Source organism: Hyphomicrobium nitrativorans NL23 (assembly GCF_000503895.1).
GTDB classification, from domain to species: Bacteria; Pseudomonadota; Alphaproteobacteria; order Rhizobiales; family Hyphomicrobiaceae; genus Hyphomicrobium_C; species Hyphomicrobium_C nitrativorans.
On the sequence record NC_022997.1, the window covers coordinates 583,049 to 606,158 of the forward strand.

General features: G+C 64.8%; 22 protein-coding genes and 2 pseudogenes. 10 read left to right on the forward strand and 14 right to left on the reverse strand.

Annotated features, from left to right (window positions below; translation table 11 throughout):
• Positions 1-324: 324 nt before the first annotated feature.
• The 3 genes from argB (at position 325) to W911_RS02690 (ending at position 2,627) form a co-directional block, all read left to right on the forward strand.
• Positions 325-1,281, forward strand: a complete 957-nt coding sequence (argB, locus tag W911_RS02680; RefSeq protein ID WP_023785970.1) for an acetylglutamate kinase — start codon at positions 325-327, stop codon at positions 1,279-1,281.
• Entirely contained in the window at positions 1,281-2,066 is a 786-nt protein-coding gene (locus W911_RS02685) for a pyrimidine 5'-nucleotidase (RefSeq protein WP_023785971.1), read from the forward strand. The genes argB and W911_RS02685 overlap by 1 nt, the downstream gene beginning before the upstream one ends.
• A gap of 72 nt (positions 2,067-2,138) precedes the next feature.
• A complete protein-coding gene (locus W911_RS02690; protein WP_023785972.1) occupies positions 2,139-2,627 on the forward strand; it encodes a hypothetical protein in 489 nt (162 codons plus the stop codon).
• Between the two features lie 12 nt (positions 2,628-2,639).
• On the opposite strand, the gene W911_RS02695 is transcribed toward W911_RS02690, so the two are convergent.
• The 6 genes from W911_RS02695 to panB all read right to left on the reverse strand — a co-directional run bounded on the left by W911_RS02695 (position 2,640) and on the right by panB (position 8,628).
• The gene (locus tag W911_RS02695; RefSeq protein WP_023785973.1) at positions 2,640-3,104 is read right to left on the reverse strand and encodes a DNA polymerase III subunit chi; all 465 of its coding nucleotides are present in this window, start codon (positions 3,102-3,104) and stop codon (positions 2,640-2,642) included.
• A 254-nt stretch (positions 3,105-3,358) separates the two neighbouring features.
• Positions 3,359-3,658 (reverse strand): hypothetical protein, encoded by a 300-nt coding sequence (locus tag W911_RS02700; protein WP_023785975.1) that lies wholly within the window; start codon positions 3,656-3,658, stop codon positions 3,359-3,361.
• A gap of 120 nt (positions 3,659-3,778) precedes the next feature.
• Complete coding sequence (gene der, locus W911_RS02705; protein WP_023785976.1) at positions 3,779-5,146, reverse strand: ribosome biogenesis GTPase Der; 1,368 nt, start codon at positions 5,144-5,146, stop codon at positions 3,779-3,781.
• Positions 5,147-5,273: 127 nt separating this feature from the next.
• The gene (locus W911_RS02710; protein WP_023785977.1) at positions 5,274-6,737 is read right to left on the reverse strand and encodes an outer membrane protein assembly factor BamB family protein; all 1,464 of its coding nucleotides are present in this window, start codon (positions 6,735-6,737) and stop codon (positions 5,274-5,276) included.
• Between the two features lie 25 nt (positions 6,738-6,762).
• On the reverse strand, positions 6,763-7,530 hold the full coding sequence (locus tag W911_RS02715; RefSeq protein ID WP_023785978.1) for a tetratricopeptide repeat protein: 768 nt from the start codon (positions 7,528-7,530) through the stop codon (positions 6,763-6,765).
• Positions 7,531-7,737: 207 nt separating this feature from the next.
• Entirely contained in the window at positions 7,738-8,628 is an 891-nt protein-coding gene (gene panB / locus W911_RS02720; RefSeq protein WP_023785979.1) for a 3-methyl-2-oxobutanoate hydroxymethyltransferase, read from the reverse strand.
• A 512-nt stretch (positions 8,629-9,140) separates the two neighbouring features.
• Here panB and W911_RS02725 point away from each other — a divergent pair.
• A pseudogene (locus tag W911_RS02725) lies at positions 9,141-10,682 on the forward strand (L,D-transpeptidase family protein); the annotation flags it as partial.
• Positions 10,683-10,741: 59 nt separating this feature from the next.
• Here the strand turns inward: W911_RS02725 and W911_RS02730 are convergent.
• A complete protein-coding gene (locus tag W911_RS02730) occupies positions 10,742-11,326 on the reverse strand; it encodes an NnrU family protein (protein WP_041317154.1) in 585 nt (194 codons plus the stop codon).
• 133 nt (positions 11,327-11,459) lie between these two features.
• Between W911_RS02730 and W911_RS02735 the strand changes: the two genes are divergently transcribed.
• Positions 11,460-11,993, forward strand: coding sequence for a hypothetical protein (locus W911_RS02735; RefSeq protein WP_210163473.1), 534 nt, complete (start codon positions 11,460-11,462; stop codon positions 11,991-11,993).
• 172 nt (positions 11,994-12,165) lie between these two features.
• Here W911_RS02735 and moaA read toward each other — a convergent pair whose 3' ends face one another.
• Complete coding sequence (gene moaA, locus W911_RS02740; protein WP_023785983.1) at positions 12,166-13,212, reverse strand: GTP 3',8-cyclase MoaA; 1,047 nt, start codon at positions 13,210-13,212, stop codon at positions 12,166-12,168.
• 243 nt (positions 13,213-13,455) lie between these two features.
• On the opposite strand from moaA, the gene W911_RS02745 reads away from it, so the two are divergent.
• Entirely contained in the window at positions 13,456-15,156 is a 1,701-nt protein-coding gene (locus tag W911_RS02745) for an OFA family MFS transporter (protein WP_023785984.1), read from the forward strand.
• 296 nt (positions 15,157-15,452) lie between these two features.
• Here W911_RS02745 and W911_RS02750 read toward each other — a convergent pair whose 3' ends face one another.
• The 4 genes and pseudogenes from W911_RS02750 to W911_RS18630 all read right to left on the reverse strand — a co-directional run bounded on the left by W911_RS02750 (position 15,453) and on the right by W911_RS18630 (position 17,751).
• On the reverse strand, positions 15,453-16,172 hold the full coding sequence (locus W911_RS02750; protein WP_023785985.1) for a S8/S53 family peptidase: 720 nt from the start codon (positions 16,170-16,172) through the stop codon (positions 15,453-15,455).
• A complete protein-coding gene (gene mobB, locus W911_RS02755; RefSeq protein WP_041317157.1) occupies positions 16,169-16,690 on the reverse strand; it encodes a molybdopterin-guanine dinucleotide biosynthesis protein B in 522 nt (173 codons plus the stop codon). Before mobB ends, W911_RS02750 begins: the two co-directional genes overlap by 4 nt.
• Positions 16,691-16,849: 159 nt before the next feature.
• Positions 16,850-17,440: pseudogene (gene mobA, locus W911_RS17655) on the reverse strand (molybdenum cofactor guanylyltransferase MobA); the annotation flags it as partial.
• Complete coding sequence (locus W911_RS18630) at positions 17,437-17,751, reverse strand: hypothetical protein (protein ID WP_023785986.1); 315 nt, start codon at positions 17,749-17,751, stop codon at positions 17,437-17,439. The gene W911_RS18630 and the pseudogene mobA, both read right to left, overlap by 4 nt.
• A 131-nt stretch (positions 17,752-17,882) precedes the next feature.
• On the opposite strand from W911_RS18630, the gene W911_RS02770 reads away from it, so the two are divergent.
• Positions 17,883-19,004, forward strand: coding sequence for a TRAP transporter substrate-binding protein (locus W911_RS02770; protein WP_023785987.1), 1,122 nt, complete (start codon positions 17,883-17,885; stop codon positions 19,002-19,004).
• Between the two features lie 145 nt (positions 19,005-19,149).
• Here the strand turns inward: W911_RS02770 and W911_RS02775 are convergent, their stop codons facing one another.
• Both W911_RS02775 and hpt read right to left on the reverse strand, forming a co-directional pair.
• A complete protein-coding gene (locus W911_RS02775) occupies positions 19,150-19,512 on the reverse strand; it encodes a response regulator (RefSeq protein WP_023785988.1) in 363 nt (120 codons plus the stop codon).
• Between the two features lie 46 nt (positions 19,513-19,558).
• Positions 19,559-20,116 (reverse strand): hypoxanthine phosphoribosyltransferase, encoded by a 558-nt coding sequence (hpt, locus tag W911_RS02780; RefSeq protein ID WP_023785989.1) that lies wholly within the window; start codon positions 20,114-20,116, stop codon positions 19,559-19,561.
• Positions 20,117-20,472: 356 nt separating this feature from the next.
• Between hpt and ftsE the strand changes: the two genes are divergently transcribed.
• The 3 genes from ftsE (at position 20,473) to W911_RS02795 (ending at position 23,088) form a co-directional block, all read left to right on the forward strand.
• A complete protein-coding gene (gene ftsE / locus W911_RS02785; RefSeq protein WP_023785990.1) occupies positions 20,473-21,129 on the forward strand; it encodes a cell division ATP-binding protein FtsE in 657 nt (218 codons plus the stop codon).
• Entirely contained in the window at positions 21,113-22,285 is a 1,173-nt protein-coding gene (locus W911_RS02790; protein ID WP_023785991.1) for a cell division protein FtsX, read from the forward strand. Before ftsE ends, W911_RS02790 begins: the two co-directional genes overlap by 17 nt.
• Before the next feature lie 161 nt (positions 22,286-22,446).
• Positions 22,447-23,088: a YdcF family protein gene (locus tag W911_RS02795; RefSeq protein ID WP_023785992.1), complete on the forward strand. Its 642-nt coding sequence runs from the start codon at positions 22,447-22,449 to the stop codon at positions 23,086-23,088.
• Positions 23,089-23,110: the final 22 nt, after the last annotated feature.

The window sequence follows — 23,110 nt, forward strand, 5'->3', positions numbered from 1 at the left end:
GGGCGCCCGTGCGCGCTGTTCCGGCGCAAGCCGACCAAATCCCCCAGCCATCGAATCTTCCATGCAGGATATGACGTTATGATGCCAGCGGGGGCAAGGCTGGACCTCGCCCCGCGTCAAGGCAACGCGTTTGTGTGACATGCGATTGTGTGGGAATTCCGTTGAGCCGGACGGTCGTGGGGTATATGTGCTCGCCTTGTTGGATCGGGGGGCGAGTGGCCTCGCCAACTCGACGTCAATCCCGACGCGGCTCGTGTTTCTCGACAGGGCCTCGCCGCAGGTCGATGTGTGTGCACGACGAGCAGTAGAGAGCGCAGGGACGATATGGCGAACGCGACGGATGCGCCGGCTCAGGCCCGGCAGGGTTTCAATACCGCCGACATCCCGGCCCATGTGAAGGCGCGCATTCTCGCCGAGGCGCTGCCCAACATGCTGCGCTACGACGAGGAGACGGTCGTCATCAAGTTCGGCGGCCACGCCATGGGCGACCAGGCGCTCTCCGACGCCTTCGCGAAAGACATCGTCTACCTCAAGCAATCGGGCGTGAACCCGATCGTGGTGCATGGCGGCGGGCCGCAGATCGCCAACATGCTTTCGAAGCTCGAAATCAAGTCCGAGTTCAAGAACGGCCTGCGCGTGACCGACAAGGCGACGGTTCAGATCGTGGAGATGGTGCTCGCGGGCGCCATCAATAAGGACATCGTGTCCGCCATCAACCGGCAGGGCGGCAAGGCCGTCGGGATTTGCGGCAAAGACGCCAATCTCATGATCGCGCGCAAGATCACCGAGATGGCGGATCCCGAGAGCAGCGAGATGCTGCCGGTCGATATCGGTTTCGTGGGCGATCCGGTGCAGGTCAACCCGCATATCGTGGATGTGATCTCGAAGTCGGATCTCATCCCCGTCATTGCGCCTATCGGCATCTCGTTCGAGGGCGAGACGCTCAACATCAATGCGGATTCGTTCGCGTCCGCGCTCGCGGCGAGGATGAAGGCGAAACGCCTGCTGCTGCTGACCGATGTGGACGGCGTGCTCGACAAGACCGGGCAACTCGTCGCCGAGCTTAGCATCGAAGAAGCTCAAGAGCTGATCCGCAACGGAACCATCACGGGCGGTATGATCCCCAAGATCGAGGGCTGCATCGAGGTGGTCGAAGCGGGCGTCGAAGCGGTCGTCATCATCAACGGCAAGGTTGCGCATAGCGTGCTGCTGGAGCTTTTGACCGATCATGGCGCGGGAACGCTGCTCGGACGGCGCCGGCGGAAGGCGAGGTCGGCCTGATGGCGACGGGCGATCCTCGCGGAGCCGCAGATCGCGTGCCGGAGGGTGCCCCGACCGAGACGCCCCTGTTGCTCGCGCCGAGGCCGGACGCGGTGCCGCGCGGCTTTGCGGCCACCAAGGTCTGGATCTTCGATCTCGACAACACACTCTACCCCGCGGAATGCAACCTGTTCGCGGAAGTGGACCGGCGGATGGGCGAGTTCATCGCCCATTATCTCGGCGTGCCGTTCGCGCATGCCCGGCATCTGCAGAAAGCCTATTACCGGCAGTTCGGGACCACGCTCGCCGGACTGATGCGAATTCACAAGCTCGATCCGACCGAGTTCCTCGCCTATGTGCACGACATCGATCTCTCGACGGTGCCGGAGCTGCCGGACCTTCGCGCCGAGATCGCGACGTTGCCGGGGCGGCGGCTCATCTACACGAACGGCTCGAAACGGCATGCCGAGCGCGTGGCCGAAAAGCTTGGCGTGCTCGATCTCTTCGACGGTATTTGCGACATCGCGGCGTGCGATTACGTCCCGAAGCCTGCGGCGGAAGCGTTCGAGCGCATGATCAAGCGCCATGGCGTTGCGCCCGAGGAAGCGGCCATGTTCGAGGATATGCCGATGAACTTGCGCGTTCCGCACGATCTCGGCATGACGACGGTGCTCGTGCATTCGAGCTATCTCGATCATCCCGTGCAGACCGAGATGAAGCGGTGGAGCGAGCTTCCCGACCACATCCATCACATGACGCTCGATTTGAGGGCGTTTTTGGCGAGTACGGCGCGCGCCGCGCGCTGAGGCACATTCGCTCTTCTGTTGCGTTATGCTGGATGGGCCTCGCGCGGGCCGATCTCGAAGGGAGCTTGCCGGATGACGCGCCACCATCGCGACGAAACGGGCGATCTGCGCTATCCCGCGCGCCGGCGCGCTCTTGTTGCGCTGGGCGGTGCTGCGATCGCCTGGGTGGCACGGCCCGCACGCGCAGCACGTACGGATCTCGCCTCGCCAGACGTTCACCTTGCGCACGGCGGCATTCGCGCCTTCGACCGTTATGGGCCAGATTCGCAGCATCAGGCGCTGATCGACGCCGCGCAGCGCTGCGTTTCTGCGGGCGAGGCGTGTCTGGCTCGCGGCTCGCGCAGCGAAGCGGTGGCCCACATGGTGGCCTCTTGCGGCGATGTCGCGCGTGCGTCGCGTTTCGATGCGAACATGCTCACGGATGCGGTGGCGCGGGCGGCGGCTTTTTGCGCAGATTGCGAGAGCGAATGTCGCGCGCGCGGCGACGCCGCGTTTCAGATCTGCGCCGATGCGTGCGCCGCGTTCGTGACGGAGAGCCGAAAGCTTACGCAGGCGTCATGAGAGGAGAGCGGGCTAGCCCTGCTTTTCCCAGCGGCCGTTCTCGGATTGGCGCCAGTAGGTGACGGCGCAGCCTGCGTCGCGCGCGGCTTTCCACTGGCTGCGCGCCTTGGCGGTTGCGTCCGGATCGCGGCCGTCGAACAGGCAAACGATACGCACGAAGCCTTCGAATGCGCTCGCTTCGGCCCCATCGACGAGGAAGCGCACGCCCGCGCCGTTCGGCGTTTCATCGCTTGTCGTGAGATAAATCGGCTGGCGCGCCGGATCGCCGTCGCGTGCGGTGCCGTGCGGCAGGAAGCTCTCGTCGCTGTAGGTCCACAGCGTGAGATCCAGCGCTTCGAGCCGCTCCGCGCTTCCCGATTGCACGACAGCCTTCCACCCTCGTTCGAGCGTGCGTTCGAGAAGCGACGGCAACACACGTTCGAGCGGGTGGTGCTCAAGGTGGTAGAAGAGAACTTCTGTCTTGTCCGTGTCGCTCACAACGTCCTTCGCTCAGAAATTCTGCAATGGGTCTTGAAGCCGCGTGAGAGGTCGCCTATCTGTGTTCGTCCGGTGCGGCGCCATCTTGGGTGACGCCCGTGCGGGCGGTGAGCTGAGCAGCATCTTCGGGTTCGCTGTTGTTGCTCCCGCCCGCTGCGATTCTCAGCAGGTTTTCGTTACATTCTATATCGATGCCGTCGGCGCCCACGCTGCGATGACGATCGGCTGCGCGTTATCGTCTTCGCGTCCAACTTCTAGCGCTTCTTGCGATACTTCTTCGGCACCATGCCGGCGTCCGTCAGCGCATCGATGCAGCGCGGGCTCAGGTTTCCGCGACGGCCGGCGAGCTGCATGCAGCTGCGCATCTGGGGCGTCCGCGCTTTGTAGTGCGGGCAATGGCGATTGTAATCGCCCTTGCAGGCGTTCTCGACGCGCTTGCTGTACGCGGCGGCATCGCTCGGCATCAAAGTCACCGCCGCAGCGGCGAGCGGAAGTGCGCAGATGACGCCGAGGAGGGCGGTCTTCACAGCGCGGGGTTGGAACACCTTGGACATACGCTTTTCCTTTTTTACTTTTGCACGGCTCGCCCGGCTGGATCCGCGCGGAAACTAGCCGCTTAGAGGCTTCGACGCCAGTCCGGGTTGATTGGCAAAAGTCCTGCTCGCGCACGGCGACTAGCGGCGACCCTTCGATGCGAACGGGTTGTCGCCCTTGCGCAGGTTGAACCGGATGGGGACACCGGGAAGGCCGAACGCCGTCCGGAGGCTATTCGTGAGATATTTCAAATAGGTCTTCGGCACGGCCTCGGGCCTTGAGCAGAACGCGACGAAGGTCGGCGGGCGCGTCGAGGGCTGCGTGACGTAGCGGATCTTGAGGCGGCGGCCGGAAGGAGCGGGCGGGGCGTGGCGGGCCAGCGCTTCGCCGAGCCAGCGGTTCAGTTCGTGGGTCGGAACGCGCCGGTTCCAGATTTCGGCGGCGCGGACGATGGCCTTGAGCAGCTTATCGAGCCCCTTTTCGCTCATGGCGGAGATCGGCACGACCGCGACGCCGGGCACTTGGGAAAGGCCATCGGCAACCTTGGACGTGAGCCCCTTCAGAATCTGCTGCTTGTCTTCGACGACGTCCCATTTGTTGACCGCGATGACGAAGGCGCGGCCTTCTTCGGTCGCAAGGTCGGCGATGGTGAGATCCTGGTGCTCGATGCCGCGCTCGGCGTCGATGAGGAGCACGACAACTTCTGCAAAGCGGATCGCGCGCACCGTGTCGCTGGTCGAGAGCTTCTCAGCCAGATCGGTGACCTTGGCTTTGCGCCTCAATCCGGCCGTGTCGAACAGGCGGATGGCGCGGCCGCTCCAGGTGATGTCGCTCGATACGGTGTCGCGCGTCAGTCCGGGTTCGGGCCCGGTGATCATGCGGTCCTCGCCGACGAGGGCGTTGACGAGCGTGGATTTGCCTGCGTTCGGCCGGCCGACGATGGCGACGCGAAGCGGCCGTTCTTTTTCGGCGCCGTCTCCGTCCTTATCGTCGCGATGGTGCGGCTTCGGCTCCAGGCCGAGGGCCGCGAGCGCGTCGCGTTCGAGGTCGATCAGGCCGAGGCCGTGCTCGGCGGAGATGGCGACAGGCTCGCCGAGGCCGAGACGGAACGCTTCGTAAAAGCCTTCGTCGGCCCTGCGTCCCTCGCATTTGTTGGCGACGAGCACGACGGGGCGGCCAGATGCGCGCACCGTGCGTGCGAAGGTTTCGTCGGTCGCGGTGACGCCGTCGCGCGCGTCGATGACGAAGAGCACGAGGTCGGCGGTTTCGATCGCCGCTTCGGTCTGCCGGCGCATCCGATCCGGGATCGAGCCTTCTGTGGCTTCTTCGAGACCCGCGGTGTCGACGATGTTGAGCATGTGCCCGCCAAGGTCGGCTTCGCCCTCCTTGCGGTCACGCGTCAGCCCCGGCAGGTCCGAGACGAGCGCGGCGCGCGTGCCGGTGAGGCGATTGAAGAGGGTCGATTTGCCGACGTTTGGCCGGCCGACGATGGCGATTTTGGGGGTCATTTCTCTGCTCGCTTGGAGCCGCCGCTTATGGCCTGAAACGGCGCGAAATGCAAAAGGCGCTCAAATTGGCCAGCGTTAACGGCGGCCGATTTGAGCGCAAAGAGGGGTATATGTGCGCGCGCCGGGATCAGTTGAGGGCGACGAGCTGGGCCGTGTCCGTCAGCACGTACATGCGGCCCTGGGCGACGACCGGCGAAATGTAGACGGCGCTACCGATGCTCATCTGCCCCGTGACGCGGCCCGTGGTGGCGTCGACACCGGCGAGCTGGCCTTCCTTGGAGGCGAGCCACAGGGTGCCGTTCGCAAGCGTCGGACCGGCCCACGTCTTCGAATCCGGCAGCTTGGTCGTCCACTTAACCTTGCCGTCCGTGCGGTTCAGCGCCATGAGCTGGCCGGAGGTGTCGACTACGAAGACGCTTTCGCCCGCGACCCACGGCGGCTGCGTGCTCGCGATGTTCGCCGACCACAGGCGCTCGCCCGATTCTGCCGAAGTCGCGACCATGCGGCCGCCGTGGCTCACGGCGAAGACTGTGCCGTTGTCGAGCACGGGGCGGGCCGCGTCGCTCATGGATTCGAGCTGAGAGGTGGTGCGGCTGCGCGAGAGGCTTTCCGACCAGAGGCCGCTGCCGTCGGATGCGCGTACGGCCACCACGTCGCCGGATGCATACGGCACGACGACGATGTCGCCTGCCACGGCCGGGCTGGCGTTGAGGCCGAGACTTGCCTGCTGCGGCAGGCCGCGCATCACCCAAAGCTCGGTGCCGTCGGCGGCCGAGAGGCAGTAGAGACGGCCCTCGATGGTGACGACGTAGATACGATCCTGCGAGACGGTCGGCGCGGAGCGGATCGGGACGCCGAGCGGGCGCTCCCACAGGCGTTTGCCTGTCGCGGGATCGAACGCCAAGACGGCGCCCCAGCCGCTGGCGGAATAGATGCGTCCGCCGTCGGCCGCAACGCCGCCGCCGTAGCCGCCGCCGTCTTCGGCTGTCAGGTACAGAATGTTCTGGGTGATTGCAGAGAAGCCGGGGCCGGTTTTGTCCGTCGTCGGCTTCAGGTTGTCTTTCCAGATGGCCGAGCCGCCGGAGGTCGAGAAGGCTGCGAGCACGCCGTCGGAATCGAGCGTGAAGACGCGGTTGTCGTAGACAATAGGTGGAGCAGAGACGCGGCCGACCTTGCTGGTGCCGCGGCCGATGCTTGCCGTCCAGGCCTGTTGCAGCGTGCTGCGCGACAGAGCGAGATGGCCGGGCGCGTTGTTCGCTTCACCGCCGGGTTGCGCCCATGCCTCGTTGAGGCGCGGCGGGGGCAACACGATGGGCGCGTTCGCCTCGGCCAGTTCGCCGACTTTGCGATCCTGCGCGGGAAGCACGGGGATGCGTTTGCCGGGAAGCGGCGGCGTCGTTTCTTTGAAGGGATTGAGGTCGCCCACTTTGGGGAGACTCGGCAGGCTGTCGGCGCAGCCGCCGGCCGTCAGCGTCGCGGTCAGCACGGCGCCCGCAAGCAGCGTTGCGAACGCTGCGTTGCCACCATGCGTGCGCGTTTGCGGGGAACGGAGTTCGCCCTCGCCGGAAGCACGTTTGCGGTTTAGCGCCATAGGGAGCCTCCGGGATCGGCTGTTACTAAGGCGCCGATGCGGGTGTCTCAGCGTTCTTGTCGTTCTCTGCCGGCGTTTCCGCAGTTTTCGCCGCCGGGCCAGGTGTGGCCTGAACTGACCGCGTGCCGCCCAATTCGGCTGCCGCGATTCCGGACATCAGCCGATCGATCCGTTCGGAAGCGCCCCGCGAGAGGTTCGGATCGGCGATCAGCGGTGTCAGCAGCGCGCGGGCTTCGTCGAGCTTGCCGGAAGTGAGCGCAGCGGTTGCAAGCAGCTCACTGGCCCGGAAGCGCCAAGCATTGCCGTCTCCGAGTAAGGGCTTGAGCCGATTCTCCATCTCCGTAAAGTCCGCGTCCCCCAGCCTGAGAGATGCGGCCTGGAGGCGCGCAAGATTCGAGAGCAACGGATCTGTGGAACGATCTTCCGCCAGCCGGTCGAAGATCGCGAAGGCTTCCGCCCGCCTGTTCTGCTTCAGGTAGGCGCTGGCTTCGGAGATGCTCGCGAGCGTGGCAAAGCCTTTCGGGCCGTTCGTCGAAATGGCTCCGAACGCCGCGATGGCTTCCTCCGTCTTGCCTGCGTGGGCAAGTGCGACGGCGGTTTCGTATTCGGTGCCGGTCGTTTCGGCGCGTGACTGGGACCAGGTCTGCCAAAGCTGGGAGCCGGCGACGCCGACGACGACCGCGGCGGCGAGCAAAATCGCGTAGATGCCGTACTGGTGCCAGAGTGCGGCGAACCGCTCCCGGCGCATTTCGTCTTCCAGCTCGCGGAACGCTGCGTCGTTCTTATCGACCATTGAGCTTGTTATCCCAGTTGGTGGCGCTCCGGAGTTGGAGCGCTTTAGTTCATGCGCCGATCACACGAGAGTCCGACGGCGATCGTGGGTAGATCAAGGGGCTTTCCCGACGCCCGACCCCCACGTCGCGCCTGCTTGATAGCCCGGCAAGGCGGTCGAGAGCAAATGCCGACCGTGCCGTTTGCCCGCCCCCCACAACAAGACGAGTTAAGTGCTCAGCTTTTTCGGCTTTTTCGTGGCTGGGCCTTGGGCCGGTGGAGCCGCCGAGGGCGCGCCCTCCGGCTCCTTCATGCCGTAGGCATGCTGCTCCTCCGGGAAACGCCGTGAGCCGACATCTTCCGCGTAGGACTTGATCGCGTCCTCGATTGCGGTCGCGACGGCGCCGAACTTCTTCACGAATTTTGGGACTCTGGGCGAGAGGCCCAGCATGTCCTCCATGACGAGGATCTGCCCGTCGCAGGCGGATGAGGCGCCGATCCCGATGGTCGGGACCGGGATCGAGGCGGTGATCCGTGCGGCGAGGGGTGCAGCTATGGCTTCGAGCAGGACGGAAAAGGCCCCGGCCTCGGTCACGACCCGCGCGTCCTCCTCGATGGCGGCCCATTCCGCGCGGGTGCGGCCCTGGGTCTTGAAGCCGCCCAGCACGTTGATGGACTGCGGCGTGAGGCCCACGTGGGCCATCACGGGGATGCCGCGATCCACGAGATAGCGGATGGTTTCGGCCATGCGCCGGCCGCCTTCGAGCTTCACCGCGCCGCAGTCGGTCTGCTTCATGACGTGGGCGCAGTTGCGGAATGCAACCGACGGGCTCTCCTCGTAGGTGCCGAAGGGCATGTCCACGACCACCAGCGCGCGCTTCGCGCCCCGTACGACGGCACGGCCGTGCACGACCATCATGTCCATGGTGACCGGCAACGTAGTTTCGTAGCCGTGCATCACCATGCCCAAGCTGTCTCCGACCAGGAGCATGTCGCAGTACTTGTCGGCGATCGCTGCCGTGTGGGCGTGATAGGACGTGAGGGCCACGATCGGCCGATCGCCCTTTAGCGCGGAGATATCGGGGGCCATCAGACGGCGGTTGACGGAGTGAACAGACATCGTCGGGTCTTCGGCTCCTTAGGGCCATGTTTATTCGAGAACCCTAAACTCGCCTCCGGTCAGGCGCTACCCCGCCGTTCGGGCAGCGTCAACGGCGCCACGGCGTTGGAATCCAGCCACAGGTGACGAGGAGATTGCCCCTCGGGCGTCGCTCGAATTGCCTCATGCAATCCTGCTCTGATACGCTTTGAGGGCGGATCAAGTCGGGGAAGTCGTTCGAATCATAGCATTGATATTGCTATATATTTTGTTCTTCTCTGGGACGGTCGTATCGTGTCGCATCTCGCTCGGATTTTTCCTGTCGCCCGTTTTTTGCCGCGGAGCCTTCCATTGGGAGGCATGGTGGCGCTCGGACTCGCGCTCGCCTTCTCGGGCGCAACGCTTGCTGTTCCAGACGCGGCCGAGGCGCAAAGCGCGCGCAAAGGCGACGCTTCCTCCCAGGGTAAGCGAAAGCGGGGGAGGCCTCCGCAAGGCGGGGCGCCAAGGCGGCCGAGGTTGCGCAGAAGGCGCCGTCGGGCCCGCTCGTGGTGACCGTTTCTCTCAATCGCCAACGGCTCACCGTTTACGATGCAACCCAGGCGATTGCGAACGCGCCGATTTCGTCTGGACGACGTGGCCGCTCGACGCCGACGGGCGTGTTTTCGGTGGTGCAGAAGCGGCGGCACCATATCTCGAACATCTACAACGTGGCGATGCCGAACATGCAGCGGCTGACGTGGTCGGGCATTGCGCTTCACGCCGGGGCGCTGCCAGGCTATCCGGCTTCGAGCGGATGCATTCGCTTGTCGCATGGGTTTTCGCGGCAGTTTTTCGGCATGACCAAGATGGGTACGCGCGTGATCGTGACCCGCGATCCGGTGGCGCCGAAAATGATCGCGCACGAGCGTCTGTTCGGCGCGTATCCGAATACGGACGTGGTCGCGAACAGCGATCTCGACGCCGAGCCGACGCAGGTCGCGGATGCCTCTCATGCCGCAGGTGCCGCGAGCGACGCGGTTGCCGAGGTGCTGGGCGTTTCGGCGGCGCACGCTTCTGAGGTTTCTGGGGATGAGTCCGCCGGTTCCACGCCTCGCCAGCGCTTTCTCGCGCAGAGGGCAGCGGAAGAGACCGAGCGGGCGCGCGCGATCCGAACGGCGGGCTATGCCTGGGCGGGCAAGCGGGGAACGTTGACCCAGGTGGAACGCGAGGTCGAGGCCAAGCGTGCGCCTTTCAAAGCGGCGCGCGCGGAAGCCCAGCGGATCGAGGACGAGCTTGCCGAGATCGAAAAAGGCGTGGCGCGGGCAGAGCGCGAGATCGCGCTCCTCGAAAATCCCGAGCCTGTGGCCAAGAGCAAGCGCAAGGCAAGGAAGGCGAGGCAGAAGTCTCTGAGCGCGGAAGAGCGCGCGGCCCGCATCGACGAACTGCGCGGCGAGATCGTCGATGCCGAGCCCGAAATGGCGGCGCTCCGGACTGCGGCCGAGAGCGCGAGCAAAGCGCTTGCTACGGCCGAAGCGGCGGCGCGGGAAGCGGACAGCAAGCTCGATGTGGCGAAGGCCGAAGCGGCAGAGGCGAAGGCTGCACTGGATAGAGCGACGAAAGCCGAAGATGCTGCAAAAGCGCGGGAGGCGAAGCGCGATTTGCCGGTGTCGGTTTTCATCAGCCGCGCCCGGCAACGGCTTTACGTGCGGCAGGGCTACGACGACATCTTCGATGTTGAGGTGAGCTTCCGCGATCCGGAGGCGCCGGTCGGCACGCACGTTTTCACAGCGCTCGATTATGCGCCCGAAATCGGCGGCATGAGTTGGAGCGTCGTGTCGGTGCCGTTCGAGCCGCAGCGCTTGGCTTCCGCGAAAACGCAGGGCAAGAAGGGCAAGCAGGCGAAGCCTGACGAGAGGCCACGCGCTGGGCATTCCGCGCAGACGGCGGCGGCTGCGCTCGAACGCATCGACATCCCGGAATATGCACGTGAAGCGATTGCGGATGTCATGAAGCCCGGATCGTCGGTGGTGATCTCGGACCTGCGGATGAGCAACGAAACCGGCAAGTACACGGACTTCATCGCGACGATCCGGTAGCGAGATACCCAAAAAAACGCGCCGCACTTTCATGTGCGGCGCGTTTTTTGGTTTCGTCATTAGGCGCTGACGAGCGGCACGCCGATCAGTGCGCCGTGGCCCCAGTAGAGCATCAGCCCGTAGAGCGCGAGACCGACCACCACGACAAGCACGTCGTTGAGCGGGCCGGTTGCGCTGCCTGGAAGCGGGCTCGGCGCGGCGCGGCGCTTGACCGAGATCCGGTCGTAGACCGCATACGCCAGGAAGCTTCCGAACAGAACGAGCGCGCCGAGGTCTCCGTTTGTCAGAAGGTGGGCGAGAGCCCAGAACTTGATTGCGCCGAGCATCGGATGCTTGGCTTTTGTGCGGATGCGAGATGGGATCAAGAATGCGGCCAGCAGGATGAAGGCCGGTACCATCAGCAGGAACGCGATGTGGCGCGTCCAAGATGGCGGATCCCACAACACGGGGTTCTTCCCCGGATTGATCTGCAGTTTGTGGTAGCCATAGACGATGAGCGCGAGGCCGAGCGCCGAGAGCACCGAGAAGGCGATTTTGTATGGTCCCTCGCCAAATCTCTCGATCAGGCCATGCCGCAGGCTTGGCGAGGCGGGCACGAGATGAATGGCAAAGAAGACGAGTAAGCCCAGAATTAACAAAAGCATGCGATGATCTTCGTCGCAGGGAAGGTGCCGAACCGGGAGATCCATACCCCGGCGCGCCCTTTTGCGACGTCCCCTGTGATTGACCCGAGCGTCTCGTGTTCTTAGCATACTCACTGCAGGGCGGAACGTGTGCATGAGTGAGGCCCCGGTGGCCGTGACCGACCGATGGACAGATGGGATGCGGGAACCCGGCAAACGCCGTGGGCCCAGAGCGGCTCCGCGATCCCTTAAGGATGCCTTGTCCGAGGCCGGCCTCGAATCCCAGTCCGATTTTTCCGAACACGATTTGCGCACGCGTCCGTCCCGGCGGGATGCGACGCGGGGCCGCGAAATCGCCTCGCTTAAAACGCAGCTTCGGTTTGTCGAAGAGCCGACGGCTCCGCCCATCGAGGACGCGCTGCCTCAGGTCGCCGTGCGGCGCGTTGCCGTCGTGGAAGATGTGCAGCCGCTCGTCTCGTCGCCGTCGCGGGTCGAGACGGTTCAGAGCGGCGTGGTGTCGCCTCCGCCGTGGGTGCGGGCAGCGCGGCGCGGGCGCTGGCACGCGCGCTTCATGAATGCCTTCGGCTGGCTTGTCACGATCATGGTGGTGGGTTCGATCATCAGCGTGGCGGGGCGCTATCTCGCCGTGCCGCCGGGCGGCGAAAGCATCTATACCGCGCGCCAGTAGCGCCGCGCGCCGCGGCAAAGCGGTCGTTTCCGATTATATCGGGATCGCGCTCTATCTCTTTCGTTAGACCGACTATCACGCTTCAGGCTGGTAGGGCCTGAAACGATCATGGTCTCTTTCGTTAGACCGATGATTCACGTTTCAGGCTGATAGGGCCTGAAACGATCATGGTCTAGCCGCCCGTCACGCTCATGTGGCGTGTCAAGGTCGGGCGCTTCTGGCGGCGGTCGATGACGAAATCGTGCCCTTTGGGCTTGCGTGCGATCGCAGCGTCGATGGCTTCGAACAGCGCGCCGTTGTCCGGATTATCGCGGAGGGGCGCGCGCAGATCCGCCGCATCTTCCTGGCCGAGGCACATGTAGAGCGTGCCGGTGCAGGTGATGCGCACACGGTTGCAGCTTTCGCAGAAGTTGTGCGTCATCGGCGTGATGAAGCCAAGCCTGCCGCCCGTCTCTTTGATGCGGACGTAACGCGCCGGGCCGCCGGTGTTGAGCGGCAGGTCTTCCAACGTCCAATTGTCGAGAAGCCGCGCCCGCACGATGGAAAGCGGGAGATACTGATCGGTGCGGTCGCCCTCGATGTCGCCGAGCGGCATGGTCTCGATCAACGTCAGGTCATGGCCCTCGCCGTGCGCGAAGCGGATCAGGTCGTCGATCTCGTGCTCGTTCACGCCCTTCAGCGCCACGGCGTTGATCTTGACGCTGATGCCCGCGCGCTTAGCCGCTTCGAGGCCCGCGAGCACGTTCGCGAGATCGCCCCAGCGGGTGATGGCTTTGAACTTCACCGGGTCCAGCGTGTCGATGGAAACGTTGATGCGCCGAACGCCGCAGGCCTTCAACTCGTCCGCGTAGCGGGACAGCTGACTGCCGTTGGTGGTCAGCGTCAGCTCGTCGAGGCGGCCGGTCTCCAGATGGCGCGACAGGCCCTTGAACAGAGACATGATGTTCTTGCGGACCAGCGGTTCGCCGCCTGTGATGCGGAGTTTCCTGACGCCCTTGGTGACGAAAGCAGAGCACAGCCGGTCGAGCTCCTCCAGCGTCAACAGTTCCTTCCGTGGAAGGAAGGACATGTTTTCGCTCATGCAATATACGCAGCGGAAATCGCAGCGATCCGTCACGGAGACGCGCAGATAGCTGACATGCCGACCAAACGGGTCGACGAGCGCCGGAGCCGCTGTGGCCGCGTTTGGGGCGGGTAATGTCGACGGTGTGAAGGTCATCTTCCGTTCCGGGTGGAGCCTGTTTGCAAGTGCAGCAATCGTCAGCTCCCAGATTTTGGCGGGACCGGGCGGTGCCTCCTGCCGGCTCCGCCATCGATCCCCTGTCACATAGAGTAGCGTGCTTGCGGCGTACTTCAAGACTGCTGCGAGCACTTGTCCGAGCGTACGGCAGGCGATACTGCTAATCGAAAACGCCGACAAAACAATGGGCGATGTTAAGATCTTCGGGGGAAGGAAACATACATGGCAAGCACGAGTGATGCTGCGAACGGGTCCCATTCCGCGCCCGGGCTGCTCGACCGCGAGGCGATCGTCGCCAAGCCCGGGTTCAATCGCTGGATGGTGCCGCCCGCGGCGCTCTGCATCCATCTCTGCATCGGCATGGCCTACGGCTTTTCCGTTTTCTGGAAGCCGCTACAGGGTGCGCTTCTCGATGCCAACGGAAACGTGATCCCAGAGTGCTCGGCGGGCGCCGTGACGTTCGGCGAGAAGGCAGTCGGCACGCTGCGGGCTCTCACCGCGACGGATTGCAACTGGAGCCAGTTCGACCTCGGCTGGATGTACACCTTCTTCTTCGTTCTTCTCGGCGTTTCGGCGGCGATCTGGGGCGGGTGGCTCGAACGGGCCGGTCCGCGCAAGGCAGGCCTCGTGTCCACGCTCTGCTGGTGCGGCGGTCTCCTGATCGCGGCCTTCGGCGTCTACACGCATCAACTCTGGCTGATGTGGCTCGGCTCGGGCGTGATCGGGGGTATCGGTCTCGGCCTCGGCTACATTTCGCCGGTCTCGACGCTGATCAAGTGGTTCCCCGACCGGCGCGGCATGGCGACCGGCATGGCGATCATGGGCTTCGGCGGCGGCGCGATGATCGGTTCGCCGCTCGCGACCTTCCTGATGGACAACGTCTTCAAGACCGCGACCGATCCCGGCGTGTGGCAGACGTTCGTGGCGATGGCGGTGATCTACACCGTGTTCATGATCATCGGCTCGTTCGGCTATCGTCTGCCGCCGCCCGGCTGGAAGCCGGAGGGCTGGGCGCCGCCCGTCAACGCCAAGTCGATGATCACCAACAATCACGTGCATCTCAAAGATGCGCACAAGACGGCGGCGTTCTGGCTGATCTGGACGGCCCTGTGCCTCAACGTGTCGGCGGGTATCGGCATCATCGGTGCCGCCTCGCCCATGCTGCAGGAGACGTTCGGCGGCGCGCTCGCCGGCGCGCCGGAGCTCGGCTACGCGGAAATGAAGGACAACGCGGCGATTGCGGCGACGGCGGCAGCGGTCGGTGCCGGATTCGTCGGTCTCATCTCGCTGTTCAACATCTTCGGCCGTTTCGTCTGGGCGTCGTCTTCGGACTATCTCGGCCGCAAGAGCACGTACTTCATCTTCTTCACGCTGGGTGCCGCGCTCTATGTGCTCGCAGCCTTCGCAGCCGACTGGAAGGTGATGGCGCTGTTCGTGTTGTGCTTCTGTATCATCGCCTCGATGTACGGAGGCGGCTTCTCGACGGTGCCTGCCTATCTTGCCGACATCTTCGGAACGCAGTTCGTGGGCGCTATTCATGGGCGGCTGCTTACCGCGTGGTCGACGGCTGGGATCGTCGGGCCGGTGATCGTGAATTACCTTCACGATACGCGCTATGCCGAGGGCATTCCGCCGGATCAGCTCTATGGCCAGATCTTCTACATCCTGGCGGGCATGCTCGTGGTGGGCTTCATCGCAAACATGTTGATCCGGCCCGTCGATCCGAAATGGCACATGAGCGAGGCCGAGGTCGCAGCGGAGCAGGCGAAGCTCAAGTCCGCTGCGGGCGACAACGGTGGCTCTTACGGCATCGGCAAAGGCGGCCTCGACGCAAAGGCCGCGGCCTTCTGGACGCTGGTTGGCGTGCCGCTTGCTTGGGGCGTGTGGCAGACGCTCGAAAAGGCGCTGGTGCTGTTCTGGTAGAAACGGCAAGCGCCTCGACGGAGAGGCGCTCGACCGGAATGGCACATCGCGGATTTGGACCGGATCGCTGGGGGATCGCCGTGCTTGCGGGCATTTTGCTCGCAAGCACGGCCCGTGTTGGAGCGGCTCCGCTCGCGGCATCGTTGGACGAGGGACGCCCTGCCGTTTCGTTCGAGGAGGCCGATAGCGAGCGCTTCAAGCGGCGCGCGCGTCTGTTGCGTGTCCCAGAAGAAGACATCGACGAGATCGCGTACGAGCAACCCTCTCTCGACCGGCTTGGCGCGGCGGCCGCTGCGTTAGGGTTTCTCGGCCTGTCCAGTGCTCTTTGGCTTGCACTCCGGCGCAGGCGTTTCTTTGCCTCTGTCTAGGAACAGGCGTTTCAATTCGGCGCCGCTTTTTCCTTCGCTGCGCTTATCGCATCCCAACATTTCCGCCAGGGCCTCAGCGGCTGCGAGCCCGTCCTCGCCTGCTTCGACCAGGAGCAGATTTGCGATGCCGTCGCTCCGCGCATTGTCGTCGACCGTGAGTTCTGGGGCCGATCCGACGAAGAGCGTGGTCTCGAACTTCTCGGCGGCGGCAGCCAGGACGCTCCCGCTTGCCGCCTCGCTTTCAGGCAGGAGCGCGAGAACGATCCGCGCGGGCGTCTGCACTGCGAAGGCGATGCCGCGTGCGAGCGATGCGGTGTCTTTCGCATCGACGCGGACTTGCACGATGCGAACGCCGCCTTGCGCCGTTGCGGCGATGGCAGCAGGCGTGCCGAGCCCGTCTGTGGCATAGGGGCGATGGTCCTGGTCCACGGCGTCCCAGGCAATGGCTTCGCCCTCGCCATCGCGCGCCAAGGCCTTCGCGAGTTGCGCGTTCGTGTAGTCGAAGCCGTCGGCCAGGATGGCGACGGCTGTGCCGCCGGGATCGAGGCCGGGCTTGAGCGCGGGATCGTTTGCGTGTGTGCCTCCCGCAGGCAGGAGGGCCGCGATGGCCAAGCAGAATAGCGCCGGGAGCGTGCGGCGGCGCGTCATGACTGCGACGTCTCGGGCGTGGCGATGCGCGCTGTTGCGAGCACGGCTTGCGCGATCCGTGCGATGTCGTCCAGAGAAAACGCGGGAACGCTCGCGTCCTCAACGGCATGGTCGGCCGCGATGGCGAAGACGTGTGGATCGGACGGCGCCAGAGGCGCTCCGGAACCTTGAGCTTTTCTTCGCACCTCGATTTTCGGGATCGGCGCTCGCTTCATGCCTTCGACGAGCACGATGTCCACCGGCGCGAGGCGCGCTGCGATCTCCGTTAGGGACGGCGCTGAATTGGGATCGAGTGCGAGCTTCCCTTGGCCGCCGATCACTGTCCAACCGGCGGGAGAGACGAGGGCGACCTGATGCGCGCCTGCTTTCTTGTGGCGGTCGCTGTCGCTGCCTTCGGTTTCCGCGGCGATGTCGTGGTGGCTGCTTTTGACGGTCGAGACGCGGTAGCCTTGGGCCACGAGTTCGGCGACGAGCCGCGCGACGAGCGTTGTCTTGCCGGAATTCTTCCAGCCCGCGATGCCGACGACGAAGGGCGTACTCCCCTCGGCCTTGTGGGGAGGGGCTAGGGGTGGGGGGAAGCCCGATGGCAGATGTTCTGCAACTTCCCCCCTCCCTGGCCCTCCCCACAAGGGGGGAGGGAATCCCGCGAAGATGTCTTCGGCGGAGGCGAGGTCTTCCGGCGTGTTGACGTTGAAGAACGGGTCGATGCTTCGGCCGTTGATTTCGATGTCGGCGAACGGCACCGAGACGGCGCCGAGACGGTCGATCATCGCATGTGCCTTACGTTCGCCGCGTGCGAGGGCGGCTTCGATGTCGGCTGCCGCGTCGAGCTTCCAGAGGGCGATCACAGGATGGCGCCGGTCCCGCGAGGATGCGACGGCGACTTTCGCGCCGGGGGAAGCGGCCAGGCCCTCCCGCAGGCGGGCGACGAGATCGGTCGGGACGAGCGGCGAATCGGCCGGCACGCTCGCCATGGCCTCGACGTCCGGTGCGTGCCGTGCAAACCAATGGAGCGCTGCCAGCACGCCGGCGAGCGGGCCGGGGCGGTCCGCCGTTTCGTCGGGCACGACGGTGAGGGCGAGTGCGGCAAAGCGTGCCGGGTCGCCGTTGGCGTTCACAATGAGAGATGCAACCTGGGGGCGGAGCCGGGCGGCTGCGTGGGCGACGAGCGGCGCACCGGCGAGCGTCATCAGCGCTTTCTCAGGTCCGCGCATACGGCTGCTCATGCCGCCGGCCAGCACCACGCCCGAGATGGATTTCTGCGTCACTCCGCGATCAGGCGCTCGCAAGCGGCCTTGCTCCTGGTGAAGACGAACACGCGGCCGATGCGGCCTTCGCAATTGATCATGACGGTGTCGAGATCCTGGGAGGGCGTTTCGTTCGTCAGTTTGCATTCCGGATGATCGGCCAAAATCGCGCGCGGTGTGAGCGCGACGCCGTCGACCTCAAGGGAGGGGGCGCAGACCCGGCCGGTCTCGGTCTGGTGGAGCATCCACCATTCGGCTGCTGCTGCGGGGGCCGCCATGAAGAGCCCGAGGCCGGCGGCAACACCGGCCGAGGAGAGGGCGCGTCGTGCCATCGGTCGCATGCGTCTCTCCTTCGAGATCGGTCCCTCGGGGTCCCGACGGCGAGCCTACTTGACGGCGGGGCGGGTGTCATCCGGGGCGCGGCGTGGTTATAGTCCGCGCCGATACGAACCGGGGGACCCTGATGACGACGCTCGATCGCCGGAAGTTTCTGAAAGTCGCGGGTGCGGGCGGCGCCGCGACGGCGGTGGCCGCCTGCGACCAACCCACGGCGCCGGCCGTGCACGAGGCGATGCCGAACCTTTCGTGGCGCATGACGTCGAGTTTTCCGAAATCGCTCGACACCATCTATGGCGCGGCCGAGACGTTCGCGCGGGTCGTGCGTGAGATGACGGACGGGCGGTTCCAGATCCAGGTGTTTGCGGGCGGGGAACTCGTCGGCGGCCTTCAGGCGGCCGACTCCGTGACGGACGGCACCGTCGAGATGGCGCACACCGCCTCCTACTACTACTGGGGCAAGGACCCCACGTTCGCGATCCCGACGTGCATTCCGTTCGGCCTCAATTGCCGGATGCAGAATGCGTGGATGTACGACGGCGGCGGCATCGACCTCGTGAACAAATTCTACGCCGGCTACAACATCTACGGCTTGCCCGGCGGCAATACGGGCGCGCAGATGGGCGGCTGGTTCCGGCGCGAGATCAACGCGGCGGAGGACTGGAAGGGGCTCAAGATCCGCATTGCCGGTTTTGGCGGCGCTATCCTGTCCCGGCTCGGCGCGGTGCCGCAGCAGATCGCGGGTGGCGACATCTATCCAGCGCTCGAAAAGGGCACGATCGACGCGGCGGAATGGGTGGGGCCTTACGACGACGAGAAGCTCGGGTTCCATCGCGTGGCACGGTACTATTACTATCCCGGCTGGTGGGAAGGTCAGGCGATGCTGCACTTCTTCATCAACCTCGAAAAGTGGAACAGCCTGCCCAAGGCGTATCAAGCCATCATCCGCGCGGCGGCGAAGACCGCGGATACGACGATGATGGCGGGCTACGACATGCAGAACCCGGGTGCCATTCGCCGCCTTGCGCGGGCCGGCGCAATCCTGCGGCCGTTTTCGGAGGAGGTGCTCGATGCCTGCTTCAAGGCCTCCAACGACGCCTATGCGGAGCTGACGGCGAACAACGCCAACTTCAAGACGATCTACGAAGCCATGACGGCCGTGAGAGCCGAGGGATATCTGTGGTTCCAGCTCTCCGAGCAGACGATGGATACGTATATGATGATCCAGCAGCGCAAGGACGCGCTTTAGAGAGCAACGGGACGCCGCTCTTACCGTGCAACATTGCGTCTTCGACGATCTTTTGCGCTGGGTCCCGGCTCTGCGTTCCGTCATGCTGGAAGCATGCCTCCGGCATGACGCTCCACTTGGCCGGGATGACAATAGCGGGGTGGCGTCAGCCGAGCAACGCGCGGACGGCCTGGCGGATCTGCTCCAGGGTGAACGGCTTGATGATGACCGCAAGACGGTCCGAGGGAAGGGCGCGGGCGCGTTCGAGCTCTTCGGCGAAACCGGACATGAGGAGCAGCCGAATTCCGGGGGCCGCCGCGATGGCGCGTTTGGCGAGGTCGATGCCGTCAAGGCCCGGCATGTGCACGTCGGACACGAGGAGGTCGAGCGTGTCCGGTGCGGCGGTGAGGCGTTCGAGCGCTTCGGTTCCGTCCTGGGTGAGTTCGACGTGATGGCCGTCTGCCTCAAGGGCGCGCTTGACGAGGTCGCGGGTGGCCTTGTCGTCGTCGGCCAACAGAATGCGCGCCATTGTGGTTCCCCCTGTTGGAGCGCATCCCGCCTGCGCTCGGCTCGCTCTACTGCTCCTTGGCCACCATGCGCCCCACGAACGGAAGCTCCCGGTAGCGGTGAGCGACGTCCATGCCGTAGCCTACGACGAATTCCTCGTTGCCGTCGAAGGCGCTGAAATCGGCTTTCACGTCGACGGCGCGGGGCACCTTCTTGTCGATGAGGACGCAGGTGAGAATGCGTTCGGCGCCGCGGGCGGAGATCAGATCCTTGGCGAACACCAGCGTGCGGCCGGAATCGAGAACATCGTCCACGAGAATGACATTGCGCCCCTCCACGCCGAGGTCCAGGTCGCGCAGGATTTCGACTTTGCCGGACGAGGTGCGGCTTTTGCGGTAGCTCGAAAGCGTCAGGAAATCGACCTCGGGCTCCAGGCCTGCACGGTGGAGCGCGCGGATCAGGTCGGCGGCGAAAACGAAGCTGCCTTTCAGAACGGCCACCACCATGGGGCGTTCGAGTTTGAGGCCCGCGATTTCCTTGGCCAGCACCTCAAGGCGCTCTGCAATGCTGTCCGCCGAATAGATCACCTCGAGTTCGAGGGCTCTGCCGGATGTCAGATCCGTCATTCTCGCTTCCTTGCCACGCGTTCTCTGCGTTTCGGTCCACGATATCCGATCGAGCCGAATCGCGCTTCAAATCATATATTTAGTCAGTGTCGCTTATCCGAGACCGACAATTCGGCTTGGCACCAGAGTTCGGCCTTGGGGCGACACGCATGCCGGGATCGGCTATTTGCCCCAGGGTATCGGTCTATCCGGCTTCGGCGCAAGACGGGTGGGGCTGCAACCTGCGAAAGCATGTCGAAAGACCATTGTACATGCCGCCGCCATATTCGTAACCGATTGATACCTCCCTCCGCTTCCCGCATATAGGCGATCGCGCGAAGCTGTCTCGCAATGCTACCTCCCGGAGCGCACGCACCGTGATACGGTTGACGAACGTCGGTCTTAAGTACGATCGAGGGCCCGAAGTCCTGTCCGACGTCGACTTCCATCTTCGGCCCGGCTCCTTTCACTTCCTCACCGGCCCCTCCGGCGCCGGCAAGTCTTCCCTGCTCCGGCTTCTGTTCATGTCGCTCCATCCGACGCGGGGGCAAATCCAGCTCTTCGGCCAGGACGTGAGCCGCATCACGACGAGTAAGCGTGCGCCACTTCGGCGGCGAATCGGTATCGTGTTCCAGGACTTTCGTTTGCTTGAGCATCTGACGACCTGGGAGAATGTCGCCCTGCCCCTCCGGGTGGTCGGAAAGCATGTCGACGACTACAAGGAAGACGTGACGGATCTTCTGCAGTGGGTCGGTCTGGGAGACCGGATGCACGGCTACCCGTCCGTACTGTCGGGTGGCGAGAAGCAGCGCGCGGCGATCGCGCGGGCCGTGATCGGCAAGCCCGAGCTGCTGCTTGCGGACGAGCCGACCGGCAACGTCGATCCGCAGATGGCGCGCCGCCTCCTGCGTCTTTTCATCGAGCTGAACCGGCTCGGAACGTCCGTTCTGATCGCAACGCATGACCATCAACTGATGCGACAGTTCAAGGCCCCTCGACTGGAGCTGCACGACGGCCATGTCCGGATCGTATGACAGACCCGACCGGCCGGCGGCGCGGGGGCATCAGGCTCCGCACCGTCATCCGGATTATGAGACTTATGACGACGGCTCCGTCGTGACGCAGGATCACGGCGCCCAGGGTCATGGCACGCAGGGTCATGCGGCAAGCTATCCGCAGACCTACGAGCCCGATCCGATTTCGGGAGGGGAGGGCGCGCATCGCAGCGAGTACGAGCGCTATGCGCGGCCGGAGGTCTATGCCACATCGCGCGAGAGCCGGAAGGCGATCTCTCTCAGCGCGCCCATCGTGCCGGCCGGATCGGTCACGGGCCGGTCGCTGACGCTCGTGATCACCATCATGTGCTTCCTGGCCTGCCTCACGGTGGGCGCGGTCTACATGATCCGCCAGTCCGCCAACGCCTGGCTTGCCGACATCGCCAGCGAGGTGACGGTTCAGGTGCAGCCGAAGGACGGAGCCGACACCGAGCAGGCAGTGCAGGAGGTCGCGACGTATCTCAGGCAGCAGCAAGGGATCAACCGCGTCACCACGCTCTCGGCCCAGCAGTCCGCAAAGCTCCTCGAACCTTGGCTCGGCGTGATCGAGGACCTCGATGCGCTGCCGTTGCCGCGGCTGATCGCAATCGAGCTCGACAGGAGTGCCGCGCCCGATCTCGACGTGGTTCGTGCCGGGCTCTCGGAGCGCTTCCAAGGCGTGACGCTCGACGATCACCGGCGCTGGCAGCAGCAAATTACCACCATCACTCACAGTTTCTCGCTGGGCGGCCTCGCGATCCTGGCGCTGGTCGCGATGGCCACGACGGCGATCATCGTCTCCGCGACCAGAAGTTCGATGGCGTCCAACCGCGAGATCGTCGAAGTCCTGCATTTCGTGGGCGCGACGGACCGCTTCATTGCGCGTGAGTTCGAGAAACATTTCTTCCGCCTCGGTGTGCGGGCCGGACTGGTCGGCGCCGGGCTTGCGATCGCCGTTTTTCTCCTGATGCCCACGATCATCCGCCTGCTCGGCGGGGGCGAGCTGACGCTTGCGGAGCTTTCCCGGCTCGTGGGGTCCGGCTCGCTGGATGTGGCCGGTTTCGTGCTGATGGGGATCGTGGTCGTTGTGGTGGCGGCCCTTTGCGTGCTCACCTCGCGCTGGGGCGTTTTTCGCATCCTTAACAGCCGCCCTTAACTGGGGTTAAGTGCGGCTCATTCTTCCTGTTTCATCAATTGGTGAGTGGGCTTGCCGCAACGGTCTTGTCACAAGGGCGACCAAATCAGCTAGTCTTCTCGGGGGGCGGTTGTGCGGCGACAGACCGCCATGTGATGTATGCCAGGGCCGAAAGGGCAGGCATGGTTCTGAGGCGTTTCCTGATTGGATCTCTGGGCGGGGCGGTCGCGCTGGTCGCGTTCGGCTTCGTGCTGTTTGCCAATGCGGTGACGCGGGAGCCCGAGCTTCAGAACGTGAGCGCCGACGGGATTGTCGTGCTGACGGGCGGTCAGACGCGCATTTCGGAAGCTGCACGGCTTCTCGAAGACGGGCGCGGAAAGCGTCTCCTTATTTCGGGTGTAAACCCGAAGGCCGGCCGGCCGTCGCTGATGCGGATTTCAGGGCTCGGCGAAGACATCTTCTCCTGCTGCGTCGATCTCGGCTATGCGGCTCTGAACACCGTTGGCAACGCGGCCGAAACGCAGCGATGGGCGGAAGCGTTCGGCTACGACCGGCTGATCGTGGTGACGGCGGCCTATCACATGCCGCGGAGCCTCGCGGAATTGGCCCGCGCCATGCCGAACGTGGAATTGGTGCCGCATCCGGTGGCGCCCGAGGGCATTCGGCGCAAGGTCTGGTGGCTGGACGCGGCTGCGACGCGGCTTCTGGCTGCCGAATACGCGAAATTCCTGCCGGCGGCCGCACGCCTGGTCGTGGCGCGGGGAATGTCCCCTTGGCAGCCTACGGCGGTTACGGCATCTTCTTCGGCTGTTCCCAAGTCTTGATCCGCTTCCTTCTGAGCTGACC